The 14,961-nt window shown below is 72.3% G+C and carries 14 protein-coding genes and 1 pseudogene; 4 read left to right on the top strand and 11 right to left on the bottom strand.

Annotated elements, in window-relative coordinates; translation table 11 throughout:
• The first annotated feature begins 13 nt into the window (after window positions 1-13).
• Window positions 14-760, top strand: a complete 747-nt coding sequence (locus ABT095_RS06780; RefSeq protein ID WP_350528209.1) for a VOC family protein — start codon at window positions 14-16, stop codon at window positions 758-760.
• 38 nt (window positions 761-798) lie between these two features.
• Here ABT095_RS06780 and ABT095_RS06775 read toward each other — a convergent pair whose 3' ends face one another.
• The 8 genes from ABT095_RS06775 to ABT095_RS06740 form a co-directional block, all read right to left on the bottom strand.
• Window positions 799-2,775 carry a phosphocholine-specific phospholipase C gene (locus ABT095_RS06775; RefSeq protein ID WP_350528208.1) on the bottom strand — a complete coding sequence of 659 codons (1,977 nt, stop codon included), beginning with the start codon at window positions 2,773-2,775 and terminating at the stop codon, window positions 799-801.
• 20 nt (window positions 2,776-2,795) lie between these two features.
• On the bottom strand, window positions 2,796-4,202 hold the full coding sequence (locus tag ABT095_RS06770; protein WP_350528207.1) for an endonuclease/exonuclease/phosphatase family protein: 1,407 nt from the start codon (window positions 4,200-4,202) through the stop codon (window positions 2,796-2,798).
• 159 nt (window positions 4,203-4,361) lie between these two features.
• A complete protein-coding gene (locus tag ABT095_RS06765; RefSeq protein ID WP_350528206.1) occupies window positions 4,362-4,682 on the bottom strand; it encodes a DMT family transporter in 321 nt (106 codons plus the stop codon).
• Window positions 4,682-5,347, bottom strand: coding sequence for an HAD family hydrolase (locus ABT095_RS06760; RefSeq protein ID WP_350528205.1), 666 nt, complete (start codon window positions 5,345-5,347; stop codon window positions 4,682-4,684). Before ABT095_RS06760 ends, ABT095_RS06765 begins: the two co-directional genes overlap by 1 nt.
• A gap of 114 nt (window positions 5,348-5,461) precedes the next feature.
• Window positions 5,462-6,544, bottom strand: a complete 1,083-nt coding sequence (locus ABT095_RS06755; protein ID WP_350528204.1) for an ABC transporter ATP-binding protein — start codon at window positions 6,542-6,544, stop codon at window positions 5,462-5,464.
• Window positions 6,545-6,571: 27 nt separating this feature from the next.
• Window positions 6,572-7,387, bottom strand: a complete 816-nt coding sequence (locus ABT095_RS06750) for an ABC transporter permease (protein WP_350528280.1) — start codon at window positions 7,385-7,387, stop codon at window positions 6,572-6,574.
• Window positions 7,387-8,361, bottom strand: coding sequence for an ABC transporter permease (locus ABT095_RS06745; RefSeq protein WP_350528203.1), 975 nt, complete (start codon window positions 8,359-8,361; stop codon window positions 7,387-7,389). Before ABT095_RS06745 ends, ABT095_RS06750 begins: the two co-directional genes overlap by 1 nt.
• 8 nt (window positions 8,362-8,369) lie before the next feature.
• Window positions 8,370-9,536, bottom strand: coding sequence for an ABC transporter substrate-binding protein (locus tag ABT095_RS06740; RefSeq protein WP_350528202.1), 1,167 nt, complete (start codon window positions 9,534-9,536; stop codon window positions 8,370-8,372).
• Between the two features lie 297 nt (window positions 9,537-9,833).
• Between ABT095_RS06740 and ABT095_RS06735 the strand changes: the two genes are divergently transcribed.
• Window positions 9,834-10,601, top strand: coding sequence for a GntR family transcriptional regulator (locus tag ABT095_RS06735; protein ID WP_350528201.1), 768 nt, complete (start codon window positions 9,834-9,836; stop codon window positions 10,599-10,601).
• 13 nt (window positions 10,602-10,614) lie between these two features.
• Here ABT095_RS06735 and ABT095_RS06730 read toward each other — a convergent pair whose 3' ends face one another.
• Window positions 10,615-11,181: a carboxymuconolactone decarboxylase family protein gene (locus tag ABT095_RS06730; protein ID WP_350528200.1), complete on the bottom strand. Its 567-nt coding sequence runs from the start codon at window positions 11,179-11,181 to the stop codon at window positions 10,615-10,617.
• Between the two features lie 45 nt (window positions 11,182-11,226).
• On the opposite strand from ABT095_RS06730, the gene ABT095_RS06725 reads away from it, so the two are divergent.
• Window positions 11,227-11,562, top strand: a complete 336-nt coding sequence (locus ABT095_RS06725) for a winged helix-turn-helix transcriptional regulator (protein ID WP_350528199.1) — start codon at window positions 11,227-11,229, stop codon at window positions 11,560-11,562.
• A 31-nt stretch (window positions 11,563-11,593) separates the two neighbouring features.
• Here ABT095_RS06725 and tmpA read toward each other — a convergent pair.
• Window positions 11,594-13,183: pseudogene (gene tmpA / locus ABT095_RS06720) on the bottom strand (2-trimethylaminoethylphosphonate dioxygenase); the annotation flags it as partial.
• Between the two features lie 187 nt (window positions 13,184-13,370).
• Between tmpA and ABT095_RS06715 the strand changes: the two are divergent.
• On the top strand, window positions 13,371-14,216 hold the full coding sequence (locus ABT095_RS06715) for a DMT family transporter (RefSeq protein ID WP_350528197.1): 846 nt from the start codon (window positions 13,371-13,373) through the stop codon (window positions 14,214-14,216).
• An 87-nt stretch (window positions 14,217-14,303) separates the two neighbouring features.
• Here the strand turns inward: ABT095_RS06715 and ABT095_RS06710 are convergent, their stop codons facing one another.
• Window positions 14,304-14,882 (bottom strand): GNAT family N-acetyltransferase, encoded by a 579-nt coding sequence (locus ABT095_RS06710; protein WP_350528196.1) that lies wholly within the window; start codon window positions 14,880-14,882, stop codon window positions 14,304-14,306.
• Between the last annotated feature and the right edge of the window lie 79 nt (window positions 14,883-14,961).

Below are 14,961 nucleotides of genomic sequence, written 5' to 3'. Positions count from 1 at the left end.
TAGGATCATCCGCATGGCACTTCGACCGGTCAACGTGAACATCAAGGCTCTGGACGAAGCGGCGGTGGGCCGCTTCTGGGCGGCGGCCCTCGGCTGGGGCATCTCCAGCGAGGGGCCCGGCGTGGCCAACGTCGAGCCCGGCGGCGGGTACGTCTGGCCGGACCCGGCGGCGGTGGTCGTCGACGTGGTCCGGGTGCCGGAGCCCAAGTCGGCGGCGAAGAACCGGGTGCACCTCGACCTCGCGACCACCTCGGCGTCCCACCAGGCCGAGCTGGTCGCGCGTCTGGAGGCGCTCGGCGCCACGCCCGTCGACCTGGGCCAGGGCGAGGTGCCCTGGGTCGTCCTCGCCGACCCGGAGGGCAACGAGTTCTGCGTGCTGGAGCCCCGGGAGGTGTACCGGGACACCGGCCCGGTCGCCGCGATCGTGGTCGACTGCGCGGACCCGCGGGCGATGGCCCGGTTCTGGGACGAGGCCACGGACTGGACCCTGCACGAGGTGACCGACGAGTTCGCCTCGCTGCGCTCCGCCGCGGGTGTCGGCCCGTACCTGGAGTTCCTCCGCAGCGCCGACGCGAAGACCGCGCCGGACCGCGTCCACGTCGACCTGCTGCCGTACTCCGGTGACGACCAGCAGGCCGAGGTGGCCCGGCTCCACGCCCTCGGCGCCACCGACCTCGACCTCGGCCAGGGCGACGCTGCGTGGAAGTGCCTGGAGGATCCGGACGGACACGAGTTCTGCGTGCTGGCGCCCCGCCCGTAAGGCCTGTCCGACGTGATCCGCCGGACAGGCCCCTCCCGTCAGTGCAGGATTCCGGCGTACCGGCGCAGGAAGCGGGTGCCCGTGCCGGCCGTGATGGTGACGTCGTAACCCCCCTGGCTCGTCGGCCAGTCGAGCGTGGCGGACTGGCCGGGGGCGACCCAGACGGTCTGGGCGGTGCCGCCGAAGTCGTTCGGGGCGGCGGTGAAGGAGACCTCGGTGCCGCCCGCGTTGGAGAGGGTGAACGTGACGGTGGTGGCGCCGAGCCGGGCGCTCACGTCCGGCACGGCGACGTCGCTCTGGCCGGCCCGGGTGACGGTACCGGCGAAGCGCCGGACGAAGCCGTCCGGGCCGTGCACGGTGAAGTCGTAGCGGCCGTCGGTGGCGGAGGCGTCCCAGGTGTAGGCCTTCGAGGCGCCGGGGGCGACGGTGTACGGGGTGCCCGCGAACGGCTGCGCGATGTTCGGGTAGACCGTGTAAGGGAAGCCCACCGTACCGGAGTTGGTCATGGTGCAGGTGACCGCGCCGGTGCTGCGGTCCACCGTGGCGTCCGCGCCGGGCCGGTAGGGCAGCGGGCGGTGCGGGCGGGTGCCGGGCTCCTGGGCGGGCATCGCCTGGGTGCCGGTCGCGGGCAGCACGACGGCGGGCAGCGAGGCGCCGGCGTCGGCCTTGGCCATCAGGGCCGTGGTGTCCGGGAGGGCGGGGATCGAGTAGTCCGGCGCGGTGAAGTCGAAGCAACTGGTCAGGTCGCCGCAGATCGTCCGGCGCCAGGCCGAGATGTTCGGCTCCTGCACCCCGGTCACCACCTCCAGGAAGCGCAGCACCGAAGTGTGGTCGAACACCTGGGAGTTGACGTAGCCGCCGCGCGACCAGGGGGAGACCACCCAGAGCGGCACCCGGTTGCCCAGGCCGATCGCCCGGCCCTGGGCGAACTCCTCGGGGGTGCCGGCCTCGGGGGTCGGCGGCACCATGTGGTCGAAGTAGCCGTCGTTCTCGTCGTACATCACCAGGAAGACGGTGTGCTGCCACACGTCCGGGTTGGACATCAGCGACTGCAGTGCCATGTCCACCCAGTGCGCGCCGTAGTCCGGGCTGGCGTTGGGGTGCTCGCAGAACAGGTACGGCGCGACCAGCCAGGAGACGGTCGGCAGAGTGCCCGCCTTGCAGTCCGCGTCGAAGGCGGCCGGGTCGAACTTGGTCATCGCGTTGATGTAACGCGGGTCCGTGGTGGGGAAGTTGTGGAACTGCTTGAAGTACGACAGGGCGTTGTCGTCGTAGTCGCCGGTGCGCTCGTCGGTGCTCGGGTTGTGGTAGACCCGCCAGCTCACCCCGGCGCTCTGCAGCCGCTCGGCGTAGGTGGTCCAGTCGGCCACCGGGTTCTCGGTGACCGGGGTGTTGTCGATCCACGGGCCGGTGGTGCCGTCCCGGCCGGGGCCCGCGGTGCCCGTCCAGAGGTAGAGCCGGTTCGGGTCGGTCGGGCCCGCGAGGGAGCAGAAGTACGCGTCGCAGAGCGTGAACGCGTCGGCCAGCGCGTACTGGTAGGGGATGTCGGCGCGGGTGAAGTACCCCATCGCGCGCTCGCCCTTGGCGGGCACCCACTTGTCCATCGCGCCGTTGTTGATGGCCTGGTGGCTGGTCGCCCAGTCGTGGGCCAGCCCGGCGGCGTTCTGCGCGTTGTACCTGGTGGTGTCCATCCGGTACGGCAGCATCACGCCGCCGTCGCTGCGCCCGGCGTCGGGCTGGCGGAAGACGTTGCCGCCGCCCGGGTACTGGAGCGCCTGCCTGTCGCCGAAGCCGCGGACCCCGTTCAGGGTGCCGAAGTAGTGGTCGAAGCTGCGGTTCTCCTGCATCAGGACGACGACGTGCTTGACGTCCGCGACGGTGCCGGTGGCGCCTGTGGTGCCGGTGGTGCCCGTGGCGCCGGTGGCGGCCTCGGCGGCCGAGGGCAGGCCGACCACGGCGGCGGCCCCGGCCGCGGCGGTGGCGCCGACGAAGGTGCGGCGGCTGAACTTGGTCATGGGTGCTGGCCTCTCGGGCGTCAGAGCGTGAACGTGGCGACGGCGGCGGCGGTGTCGGAGGGCCACTCGTTGGCGGCCGTCGACGGATCGGCCTGCGGCCAGCCGGTGCAGAGGGTGTGCGCCTCGACCAGGGTCAGCGGGCCGGCGTACTGGACCTGGTCGATCCGGTCCTGCGGCTCGGCGCCGGTGCCGCGCACCTTGCGGGTGGGCGACCAGGTGTTCCCGGGGGAGGCCACCGGGTCCGGGTGGGCCGCCCGGTAGGCGTCGGTGAGCCCCGCGCTCTGCAGTGCCACCGTCACCGGCCAGGCGAGGACGGGGTGCGTGGTGGCGGCCGTCCAGTCGAGGTGGGAGGGCGAGGAGAGGGCGGCGGCCACGATCACGGCGCCCTGGGCGGCGTCGGCCTGCACCGCGTTCGCCAGCGCGGTGGCCTGCTGGCCCCGGGTGGAGGTGGCCTCGGCGCTCTGCACCTGGGCGGCGCTCTGGCCGTCCTGGATCGCGTACGGGCCGTAGTCGGTCTCGTCCAGTGCGGCGGCCCAGAAACGGACGCCGCGCGAGCCGGGAAGCTGCAGGGTCACTCCGGCAGCGGGCAGCGAAGTCGTGGGCGCGGTCATGCTGTTGACCGGGTAGCGGCTCAGGATGCCGAGGCTGCCGGTGCTCTGGTAGGCGTACCAGCCGAGCGCGGTGGCCAGCGTCCGGGCGGCGGCGCCGGCCGTCTCCTGGAGCGCGAGCACGTCGAGGTTCTGGGTCAGGACGACGCGCAGCTGCTTCTCGACGGCGTCGGTGACGTGGGTGCCGGCGTCCCAGAGGTTCCAGCTGGCGGCCTTGAGGGTCAGTGGGCCGGCCGGGTCCTTGACCGGCACCTGGACGGTGACGGTGTCGGTGACACCGGACGGGTCCTTGATCTCGACCGTGATGACCGCCGGGTGGGTGAGCGCGGCGGCCGGGGCGGTGCCGGTGACGGTGCCGTCGGCGCCGACGCTCAGCCAGGAGTCGCCGCCGGTGCGGCGGTAGGCCGGGGTGCCGGTGCCGTGCTGCCACAGGCCCGCCAGCCTGACGCTGACGGCGGCGCCCGGGGCGACCTGGGTGGCGGTCAGGGCGTCGACGGCGGCGTGCGGACGTGCGGCGGCGGGCTTGGGCTTGAAGCTGAACGGCGCGGACTGGGCGAGGACGCCGTAGCCGTCCTTGGCGCACAGGTATGCGGTGTACGGACCGCCGGTGAGGGCCGAGGTGTCGAGCTGGACGTCGCCGGAGGCACCGGGGGTGTACTTCCACACCAGGCTGGAGCCGGTACCCGGGAGGCGGGTGCCGTCGTAGACACCCACCCAGTTCTTCGGGTCGGCGGCCTTGGTGGTCCAGTGGAAGGTGAGCTTGTCACCCTCGGTGGGGCTGGTCGGCGTACTGAGCGCGAGGGAGTTGCCGGTCGCCACAGATGTCCTGTCCGCCGCCCCGAAGTGGGTGCGGCTGAGTCGAGTTGACTGTACAACTGACCCAATTCACTCCAGGAGCGGCGGACTTCACATGAACGGAGCATGACGTGGCGTCGGGAGGCGCGAGGCCAATCGGTGCCGTGTCACATGGTGGACGGCTCAGTGGCCGCCGCGCAGGTTGAGCACCACCACGCCGACGATGATCAGCGCGATGCCCAACCACTGGGCACGGCCCAGCTGTTCACCGAAGGCGACCACGCCGATCCCGGCGACGGCGGCGGTGCCCGCGCCGGACCAGACCGCGTACGCGACCGAGACCGGTATGTGCTTGAGGGCCTTGCCGAGCAGGAAGAAGGAGAGGGCGTAGCCCGCCCCGACCCCCAGGCTCGGGTACAGCTTGGTGAAGCCCTCGGTCAGCTTGAGGCAGCTGGTGGCGCAGACCTCGCTGGTGATCGCCAGGACGAGCAGCAGGACGGCCATCAGGCGGCGGTTCGGGCGGTGAGCGTCGAGAGGAAGGCCAGGTCGGCCTGGGCCAGGCTCTCGAGCAGGGTGATCCGCTCGGCCGCCGCGATCGGCACGGTGGACGGCACGGCCAGCACGGCGCAGCCGGCCGCGTGGGCGGAGGCGACGCCGGTCGGGGTGTCCTCGACGGCCACGCAGGTCGCCGGGTCGAAGCCCAGGCGGGCGGCCGCGGCCAGGTAGGGGGCCGGGTCCGGCTTGGTGACCTCGGTGTCCTCGGCGGCCATCGTCAGGGCGAACCACTCACGGCCGAGGCTCTCCAGCACCAGGTCGACCACCTGGCGCGGCGAGGCCGAGACCAGGGCGGCGGGGACGGCCGCGTCGCGCAGCTCCTGCAGCAGGGCGAGGGCGCCGGGGCGGGGCACGGTCTCGGCGGCGACCTTGGCGGCGAAGGCGTCGTTCAGCCGCGCGGCCAGCTCCGCCTCGGGACGGGCTTCGCCGCTGATCCGGAAGAAGTGGGCGGCGGTGTGCTCGACGGCCCGGCCGAGGATCTCGGGGAGGTCGGCATCCCCGAGGGTCAGCCCCAGCTCGTCGGCCAGCTCGGTGGCGGCCTCCAGCCAGAGGTGCTCGGTGTCGACGAGCGTCCCGTCCATGTCAAACAGGACGGCAGAGGGGTAGTCAGGCATGGCGGTACCTTAGGTTTTCGTTGCGGTGTACAGATAGTACGCGTGCCTCCGGCGGCGCCTCCGGCGAGGCACCCTGCGGGGCAGCGGCGGAGCCGCCGCCGGAGGGCGGGGACGTCAGGCCTTGCGGTCGACCAGGACCGGCCGGTCCGGCAGCGAGATCGCGGCCGTGGAGCCGACCGGCAGGGATGCGGCGGCCTCCGTCGGGAGGTCGGACTTGATCTCGGTGCCGTCGGCGAGGCGGACGGTGATCCGGGTGACGCTGCCGAGGAAGGACGCGCTGACGACCAGCGCCTGCCCCTGCGGGTCGGGAGTCAGGCCGACGTTCTCGGGGCGGACCAGGACCTCCAGCGAGCCGTCGGCCGGGATGGCGCCGTCCACCGGGAAGAGCCGGCCGAGCACGGCGACCTCGGAGCCGGCCCGCTCGCACGGGATCCGGCTCATGGTGCCGACGAACTCGGCGACGAACGCGGTGGCCGGGCGGGCGTAGAGCTCCTGCGGCGTCGCGCACTGCTCCAGCCTGCCCGCCCGCAGCACGGCGACCCGGTCGGCCATCGAGAGGGCCTCCTCCTGGTCGTGCGTGACGAACAGCGTGGTGATCCCCAGCTCCTGCTGCAGGCGCCGGATCTCGTCCCGGAGGTTGAGCCGGACCTTGGCGTCCAGCGCCGACAGCGGCTCGTCGAGCAGCAGCACCCGCGGCTGCAGCGCCAGCGCGCGGGCCAGCGCGATGCGCTGCTGCTGGCCGCCGGACATCTGGTGCGGGTAGCGGTCGGCGTGCTGCGGCAGGCCCACCAGCTCCAGGAGCTCCTTGGCCCGCTTCAGGCGGTCGGCCTTGCCGGTGCCGCGCATCTTGAGGCCGAAGGAGACGTTCTCGGCGGCGCTCAGGTGCGGGAAGAGGCTGTAGGACTGGAAGACCATCCCGGCGTCGCGACGGTGCGCGGGCACCCCCGTGATGTCCTTGCCGTCGACGAGCACCTGGCCCGAGTCGTGCTTCTCGAAGCCGGCCAGGATGCGCAGCGCGGTGGTCTTGCCACAGCCGGACGGCCCGAGCAGGGCCAGCAGCTCGCCGGGGTGGACGGTGAGGTCCAGCCCGTCGAGGGCGGTGGTGGCACCGAACTGGCGGCGCAGCGAACGGAATTCGACGGTCGCGCTACCGGGGGCGAGCGGCACTCCGGTAACGGGGGCGGTAACCGTGGTCATGGGGGTTCTCCGAGACAGTACTGAAGATCAGGGGCGGGCGGGCTTGCGACCGCGCCGTTCGCGGCCGGCGGCCGAGAGGGCGAGCAGCAGCACCCAGGCGAGCAGCAGGCTGAGCACCGAGACGGCCACCGACATCTGGCCGTCACTCTTGCCCGCCTCGTAGATCCAGACCGAGAAGGGCTGGTAGCCGAGGATCGAGCCGGTGGTGAACTCTCCGAGCACCAGGGCGAGGGTGAGGAAGGTCGCGTTCAGCAGCGACTGCCGCAGGTTGGGCAGGACCACGGTGAACACCGCGCGCGGCCAGCTCGCGCCGCAGTTGCGGGCGGCCTCGACCAGCGTGCGCACGTCCACCACCCGCAGCCCGGCGTCCAGCGCGCGGTAGGCCAGCGGCAGCGACATCAGCACGTACGCGAGCACCAGCACCACGGGGAAGTCGGGGTTCTGGATGGCCACGATGGTCTGGAAGAACGGGGTGTCCTTCAGGTAGTCAGGGCCCCAGCGCAGCACGCCGATGATGCCGGCGGTGAGCGCGATGACCGGGACGACCAGCGGCAGCGAGCAGACCACCTCGATCACGGTGCGCAGCCGGGGCGAGCCCAGCCGTACCGCGATCAGCGCGGGCACCAGCAGGGCCAGCACCACCACGATGGTGACGGCGGCCAGCTCCAGCGTGAAGGTCAGCGCGTCCAGGAAGCCGGGCGCGGTGATCAGGCCGGTGTAGGCCTTGAGCGAGAAGCCGCTGGTGTCGTCGACGCTGAAGACGACCGAACAGGCCATCGGCACCAGGAAGTACAGGCCCGCCAGCAGCAGGACGGCACCACGGCCGAAGCGGATGCGAGCAATCAGGCCAGCCACTTGGCACTCCTGCGCTGGAGGGGCAGGTAGACCGCCATCACGAGGGCGGCCACCACGATCATGTCGAGGCTGAGGGCGAGGGCGACGTTGCCCTGGCCGACCAGCACGTTGCCGGACAGCGCGTCGGCGATGTGCAGCGGGATGAGCGGCACGGAGGCGCCGACCATCGCGGCGGCGGTGGCGTACGCGGCGAAGGCGGAGCCGAAGAGCATCACGTAGCCGCCGAGCAGCGAGGGCAGCAGGATCGGCAGCGCGACGTGCCGCCAGTACTGCCAGCTCGTCGCACCGTTGTTGCTCGCCGCCTCGCGCCACTGCACCCGCAGGCCCTCCAGGGCCGGGGTGATGGTGAGCAGCATCAGCGGGACCAGGAAGTACAGGTAGACGATCGAGAGGCCGTTGAAGCCGTAGAGCGTCCAGCCGTGGTCCGTGAGCTTGAAGGTCTTGGTGAGCTCACCGGCGTTGCCGAGGGTCGCGACGAAGGCGAAGGCCAGCGGCACGCCGCCGAAGTTGGCGAGCACGCCGGAGGCGGAGAGCACGGCCTCGCGGAAGAGCCGGAAGCGCGAGGTCACCACGGCCTGGGCCAGCGGGAGGCCGACGATCGTGCCGATCAGCGCGGTGAGCGCCGAGAGCTTGATCGAGCCGAGCAGGGCCGTCCAGTAGGCGCCCTGGACGGAGGCCGTCAGGTTGGAGGTGGTGAAGCTGCCCGCGCCCGAGGGCGCGTCGGGCGAGAGCGTGAACGCGCCGATGGCGATCGCGACGGCGGGGAGGCCGAAGGCGATCGCGAAGAAGACCAGGAGGGGGAGGGTGGCGAGCCAGGCGCCGCCCTTGGGCCGCAAGCCGCGGCGCTTGGCCGTCGGGGCTGCGTGGGGGGTGTTGGGTGCGGTGCGGGAGGCCCCCGCCCCGCCGCCGAGCTGGTCGGCGGCGGTGGCGGAGGACGGCACCGGGGTGGGAGCCGCAGTCATGGTGAAGGTCAGCCCGCGATCGCCTTGGCCCAGCCCTCGGTCACGGCCTTCTTGGCCGCGTCCGTCTGAGCCTGGGTCGGGAAGGTGGTGAAGGGCTTCTCGATGGTCGGCAGCTTGGCCACGGCGGTGGCGTCGAGGGTGCCGGCGGCCTTCATCGAGTCGAACAGGGCCGGGGTGGCGTAGCCGCCCAGGAAGAGGTTCTGGCCCTCGGCCGAGTAGAGGTACTCCTGCCACAGGCGAGCGGCGGCCGGGTGCGGCGCCCACTTGTTGATGGCCTGGTTGTAGTACTGGGCGTACGAGCCGTCCGAGGGGATCGACACCTGCCAGTCGATGCCCTTCGGCTTGAACAGGTCGGTGTAACCGGCGTTCAGGTAGGACCAGTCGACCGAGATCGGGGTCTCGCCCTTCTCGATGGTCGCCTTGGTGGTCTCGACCGGGTTGAAGTTGCCGGCCTTCTTCAGCTTGCCGAAGAACTCGATGCCCGGCTGGATGTTGTCCAGCGAGCCACCGCTGGCCAGGGCGGCGGCGTAGACGGCGCCGAAGGCGGCACCGGCCTTGGTCGGGTTGCCGTTCAGGCCGACCATGCCCTTGTAGTCGGGCTTCAGCAGGTCCGCGAAGGTCTTCGGGCAGACGGCGACCTTCTTGGCGTCGCACCCGATCGACATGTAGCCGCCGTAGTCGTTGTAGCGGGCGCCGTTGGCGTCCTTCATGGTGGCGGGGATCTTCTCGAAGTCCGCGACCTTGTAGTTGGCCAGCAGGCCCTGCGAGGCGGCGCTCAGCGCGAAGGCGGAGCCGAGGTCGACGACGTCCGGGGCGCGGTCCTGGTCCTTGCGGGAGGTGATCGCGTTGATCTCGTCCTGGCTGGAGCCGTCCGGGTTCTCGTTCTCGATCTGGATCCCGTACTTGGCGGTGAAGCCGTCCATGATCTTGCCGTAGTTGGCCCAGTCGCGCGGGAGGGTGATGGTGTGGAGCTTCCCCTCCTTCTTCGCGGCGGCGACCAGGGCGTCCATGCCGCCGAAGTCGGCGGCGGAGGTGGCGACCTTGGGGTCCTTGCCGCCCTTGGCAGCGTCACCGGAGCCGGTGGAGGAGCCGGCGGAGCCGCAGGCGGTGAGGGAGAGCGCGGCGGCGGTCAGCACGGCCGCGAAGGCGGCAGCACGGGCACGGTGCACGGTCACGGGGGTGTCTCCTGGATCGAGGGTGCCGCGAGAAGGGCAGCAGAGGAATCTCAGAGTGAAGGAGTGTCGACGAGTTCCGGCCAAGTTGGCTGTGCAACTTCGCTGACGGGGGTAAGTACGCCGGAGTTCGGTGACGGGAAGGTGAACGGACGGCCCAGACCAGGGGGCGGCTACGGGAACGGTCAAGTCCGGGCCCCTGCGGGGTGATCGTCAGCAGCTACAGTCGGTAGCGACCGGTCCCTGCCCATTCAAGTGGCGGACCTCGCAGGACTCTGCCCAGGAGGGACAATGACTGACGTGGCTGTAGACCCGGACCGCTCCGTCGGCACGCTCTACCGCAAGGTGGCCGCCGACCTCCGCGAGGCGATCACCTCGGGCGCGTACGGCGAGGCCGGCCGCCTGCCCGCCGAGGGCGCCATCGCCGAGCAGTACGGCGTCTCCCGCGGCACCGTCCGCCAGGCGCTGGCCGTACTGCGGGCCGACGGGCTGGTGACGTCCCGTCGGGGCACCCGCCGGGTGGTGCTCGGCACGGCCAGGGTGCAGAGCTTCTCGGAGCTGCTCTCCTTCACCCACTGGGCCCGCTCGATGGGCGAGGAGCCCGGCGGGCGGCTGGAGTCCCTCCTGCGCCGCCCGGCCGACGCCGCCGAGCGCGAGCAGCTGCGGCTGGAGCCCGGCAGCGAGGTGTACGTGACGCTGCGCCTGCGCACCCTCTCCGGCACCCCGGTGATGGTCGAGCGCACCGTGTACCCGTCCTGGGTGGGCGAGTGCGTCGCCCAGCTCCCGCCGGACGTGGTCTCCCACACCGAGCCGCTGCGCGAGCACGGCATCCTCTTCACGGACGCTGACCACACCATCGACGTGGTCGCCGCCAACGCCGACGACGCCCGCCTCCTCGGCTGCCGCCGCGGCAGCCCGCTGCTGCGTGAGAAGCGCCGCACCACCGACCCCACCGGCATCCCCGTCGAGTGGTCCCAGGACCGCTACCTCCCGGGCACGGTGGCCTTCAGCATCCACAACTCCCTTGCCTCGTCCGCTCTTTCCCGCCACGCGCGAGAGGGCGACTGAGGCTCCTCCCCGGTCAGGAGGCCGCGGCGATCGGCTCGGTGCCCGGCTCGAGGGGCAGGCGCAGCGCCCGCACGGTGAACGAGATGGCGTGGTACCAGCCGCAGACCAGCATCAGTTCGAGCGCCGCGTCCTCGTCGGTGGCACGGACCAGGGCCGACCAGGCTCCGTCGGAGAGGTCGAAGCTCGTGTGGAGCTCGTCGACCGCCTGGAGCACGGCGCGGTCGGCCGCGCTCCAGCAGTCGTCGGCGGGCCCGCCGCTCGCGAGCGAGGCGAGCTGCTCGCTGTCGAGCCCCGCCTTCTCGGCGAACACGGCGACGTGCACGCCCCACTCGTAGTCGGCGCCGCACAGCGCGGTCGTCCGGTCGATGACCAGCTCGCGCTGGCGGATGGTGAGGGCGGAGCGCCGGGAGAAGTAGTGGCCGCCCCAGCCCGCGATGCCCTCGGCGAGCTCGGGCCGTCGTGCCCATACGCGGAACAGCTGGATGGGTGAGCGCCCGAGACGCTCGAGCGCTGCCCCGGCTGCCTCGTCGTACGGCGGCGAGAGGGGCTCGATCCGTGGTTGCTTCGAATTCAGAGGCATGGTGCCATGCTAACCTCGGTGCTTCGGAAAGAGAAGCGGAAGACGATGGAACCGACTCCCCTCCCGGGCCGCCCGGTCCGCGGCTCGCACACCGGGCGACCGATCATGGCGCTCCTCGACCTCCTGGGCCGCCGCTGGGTGTTGCGGATCCTGTGGGAGCTGCGAGGCGAGGCGGGCCCGACCTTCCGGCAGCTCCAGCAGCGCTGCGACGGTGTCTCGTCGAGCGTCCTGGCGGCCAGGCTCCGCGAGCTCGGCGAGGCCGACCTGGTCGAGCACTCCGGCGCGGGCTACCTGCTCACCGCACAGGGCCGGACCCTCTTCGAACGTCTCGCCCAGCTCGACTCCTGGGCCGCCGACTGGCGCCCGAGAGAGGTCGACTGACCAGGGCGGGCCGCCCCTGCCGTGGTCGGTCTCAGCCGTCCAGGCCCAGCAGCCTGCCGAGCAGCGGCCGGAAGTGCTCGAACGAAGGGGTCCTCGCCGCCGAGTCCTTGGCCCGGTCGTCCCACCGCCGGACCGTGACGGCGTCCGCCGCCCCCGGCCGCGCGGCGAACTCCGCCGCCTCCGCCGGGCTCATCGGGCCGCCCTGGACCCGCAGGGTGTACTCGGAGGCCTCCGACAGCCCGGCCCGGTAGGCGGGCTCGACCGCGCACAGGTACCGCTTGGCGGCGACGTGCAGCCGGATCGGCTCGGTGACCTCGGGGCCGAAGTGGCGGGAGAGCCAGTCGGCGCCGGTGTGGCTGTGGCGGTTGTCGTTGCCGCGCATCAACTCGAGGCCGCTGCCGCCGAAGTGGCCCACGTCGTGCAGCAGCGAGGCGGCCACCAGGTGCTCGGGTGCCCCGTCGGCCTCGGCCAACGCGCCGGCCTGCAGCATGTGTTGGGCCATGGTCACGTCCTCGCCCAGGTACTCCCCGGCGCCCTCGCCCTCGAACAGCCCGGCCAGCGTGTCGAGCACGGCGAGCCGCCGCTCCAGCACGGCCAGCGTGCTGGCCAGGGTGTCCAGGTCGGCGTAGCAGCCCTGCAGGTGGCGGCCGCCCTGCTGCTCGAAAGCGGTGCGGGCGTGCAGCAGCCGGACGTTGTCGAAGATCAGGCAGTCACCCGGCGAGAGCCGGAACTCCAACTGCAGCTCCGGCCGCAGGGTGATCGCGGCAAATCGCCGGTACGCGGCGTAGAACGCGTCCAGTTCGGCGGTGGCCAGCCCCCGCAGGGTGCCGATCGAGCGGTTGTTGAACCGCACCTCGCGGATCCGCCCCAGCGCGTCCACCCCGATCAGCGGGACCTCGGCCCGAAGGTCCGTGCCCCTGTCCCGGAAGGCGAACGGCACCGGTGTGCGGGTGAGCACGGCGAAGTCCTCCGGTGACTCCTCGCGCAGCAGGGCCGCCGCCTTGAAGCCGTCCACCAGGCCCGAGTCGCCGCCCTCGGCCTCATTGCGCAGGCAGTGCAGCAGCTGCAGGGTCGGCACCGGGTCGCGGTAGGGGTTGTCGGTGTGCGGGGCGATCGCCACGTTGGTGAAGGCCAGGTTGTTGGCCTGCGGCTCGACCCGGACGTCGAACAGCTCGCCGTAGTTGGTCTCCCGGACGTACCCGAAGCTGCGGGCCACCGCCAGCACCTCGCCCTCGGCCACCGGCACCCCGCGCAGCACCGCGAACCCGGACCGCCGGACGGCCCCGAGCACCGCCACCCGCTCGGCCGGATCGGCCAGGTACGCCGACCAGTCGGCCTCGGGCAGGCCCCGGGCGAAGTCCGCCGCCACCCACAGGCGCTTGCCCTCCTCGGTCCGCCCGTCACCCTCGGCGGCCTGCTCGAACCACTCGGTGGCGTACCGGGAGCGGTGGCCGTCCGACCAGAGGACCGTCAGGTGGCCCTCGGCCTCGCTCCGCTCGGTGACGGCCAGGCCGTCGGGGAGGTCGGTGATCTGGAACAGCTTCTGCCCGGTACGCGGGTCGCGGCACTCGGCGCACGGGCAGTTGTCGCGCAACCAGTACGGGGAGAGAGACATCGAGGCTCCTTCACTTCGCTGTCGTCAGGGCCGGAGTTCGCCAAAGTTGTACAGACAACTTGGCTGGAGCAGTGACTGTTCCGGCCGACGGTGAGCGCCACCGATCGGTCAGTTGGCCAGTCGGTGAACAGACGGCGTCCAGCCCCCGGCGTACGCTGAATCGCAGGGGGTCCGCGGAGTCGGGTGGTCCCTCGTGACGGTCTTCCTGCTGGCGATCGGATCGGCCTGCTGCCTCGGCCTGGGCTTCGTGCTCCAGCAGCAGGCGGCGCAACGAGCCCCGCGCTCCGACCTGCTGCACTGGCGCCTGCTGTGGGACTTGGTGCGGATGCCCGAGTGGCTGTTCGGCACCCTGTTCACCACCAGCGGCCTGGTGCTCGGTGCGCTCGCGCTGGCCAACGGCGAGGTCTCCCTGGTCGAGCCGCTGCTCGCCACCAACCTGCTGTTCGCCATGGCGCTCTCCCGGGTGATCACCCGGCAGAGCCTCGGCCGCTCCGGCTGGGCCGGGGTGCTGGTGCTGGGGCTCGGCGTGACGGCCTTCATCGTGGCCGGGCAGCCGCAGGCGGGCGGCGAGCGGGCCGGGCCACTGCGCTACTGGCTGGTCTTCGGGGCGATAGCGGCGCTCGCCCTGCTGCTGGTCTCGGCGGCCCGCCGGGTGCCGCTCTTCGAGGAGGCCACCCTGCTCGCCCTCTCCGCCGGCCTGCTCTACGGCCTCCAGGACGCCCTGACCAGGATCACCGCCGAGCGCTTCGACCACGGCGGCCTGCCGCACGCGCTGACCGGCTGGCAGCTGTACGGGGTGGTCGGTATCGGCGTGGTCGGCCTGCTGCTGGTGCAGAGCGCCTTCGAGGCGGCCCCGCTGAAGATGTCGCTGCCCGCGCTGACCGCCGCGCAGCCGATCGCCGGGATCGTCTGCGCGGTCGGCGTGCTCGGCGACCGGCTGCGCGTCACCCCCGCCGCGCTGGCCTGGGAGGCGGCGGGGCTGCTCGCGATCGTCGCGGGCGTCCTGGTGGTCGGCCGCCACCCGGCGATGCCCGCCTGAGCTCGATGCCCGCCTGAGCTCGATGCGCGCCTGAGCTCGATGCGCGCCTGAGCTCGATGCGCGCGTGAGGTCGATGCCCGCGTGGGCTCAGCAGGCCTTCGGCGGCTCGGACGGCGCCCGCCACTCCCGCCGGAGCAGCCCGTAGACCCAGCTGTCGGAGACGTCGCCGTTGACCACGCAGTCCTCCCGCAGCGTCCCCTCCCGGGTGAAGCCGAGCTTCTCCAGCACGCGGGCGGAGCCCAGGTTGCGGGTGTCCGCCTCGGCCTGGACGCGGTTGAGGTCCAGCGTGTCGAAGGCCCACCGCAGCAGCTCGCCGGCGGCCTCGGTCGCGTAGCCGTGGCCCCACGCCTCCTCGCGGTAGCAGTAGCCGACCGTGGCGCTGCGGAAGTCCGGGTTCCAGTCGGCCAGGGTGCACCAGCCGAGGAAGGTTCCGTCGGAGGCCCGCTCCACCGCCAGCCGTACCCCGGTGCCCTCCCGCTCCATCTGCCGGCAGGTGGCGAGGAACTTCTCGGCGCGGGCGGGCTCGCCCCACGGTGGGGAGTCCCAGTAGCGCAGCACGTAGGCGTTGCTGTGCAGGGTGAAGAGGTCGCCCGCGTCCGTGTCCTCGAAGGCGCGCAGCCTCAGGCGAGCGGTGTGCAGCGACGGAGTGGGCAGCGGCGCCCCCATGGGCCCTCCCTCGGTAGGTCTTCCCGGTTGCCGGTCAAGCAGACAGCCGGCCCGGGGGGCTCGCAACGGATTTTCTCCG

This window comes from Kitasatospora sp. NPDC002227 (assembly GCF_040296285.1).
Lineage (GTDB): Bacteria > Actinomycetota > Actinomycetes > Streptomycetales > Streptomycetaceae > Kitasatospora.
This window is presented reverse-complemented; position numbering and strand designations above follow the sequence as displayed.

What these genes read in the sequence shown, in the direction of transcription:
- ABT095_RS06730 (WP_350528200.1), bottom strand. Translation starts at nt 11,181, where the DNA reads ATGCCTCTGAATTCGAAGCAACCACGGATCGAGCCCCTCTCGCCGCCG.
- ABT095_RS06745 (WP_350528203.1), bottom strand. Translation starts at nt 8,361, where the DNA reads ATGACTGCGGCTCCCACCCCGGTGCCGTCCTCCGCCACCGCCGCCGAC.
- ABT095_RS06780 (WP_350528209.1), top strand. Translation starts at nt 14, where the DNA reads ATGGCACTTCGACCGGTCAACGTGAACATCAAGGCTCTGGACGAAGCG.
- ABT095_RS06755 (WP_350528204.1), bottom strand. Translation starts at nt 6,544, where the DNA reads ATGACCACGGTTACCGCCCCCGTTACCGGAGTGCCGCTCGCCCCCGGT.
- ABT095_RS06725 (WP_350528199.1), top strand. Translation starts at nt 11,227, where the DNA reads ATGGAACCGACTCCCCTCCCGGGCCGCCCGGTCCGCGGCTCGCACACC.
- ABT095_RS06775 (WP_350528208.1), bottom strand. Translation starts at nt 2,775, where the DNA reads ATGACCAAGTTCAGCCGCCGCACCTTCGTCGGCGCCACCGCCGCGGCC.
- ABT095_RS06760 (WP_350528205.1), bottom strand. Translation starts at nt 5,347, where the DNA reads ATGCCTGACTACCCCTCTGCCGTCCTGTTTGACATGGACGGGACGCTC.
- ABT095_RS06765 (WP_350528206.1), bottom strand. Translation starts at nt 4,682, where the DNA reads ATGGCCGTCCTGCTGCTCGTCCTGGCGATCACCAGCGAGGTCTGCGCC.
- ABT095_RS06710 (WP_350528196.1), bottom strand. Translation starts at nt 14,882, where the DNA reads ATGGGGGCGCCGCTGCCCACTCCGTCGCTGCACACCGCTCGCCTGAGG.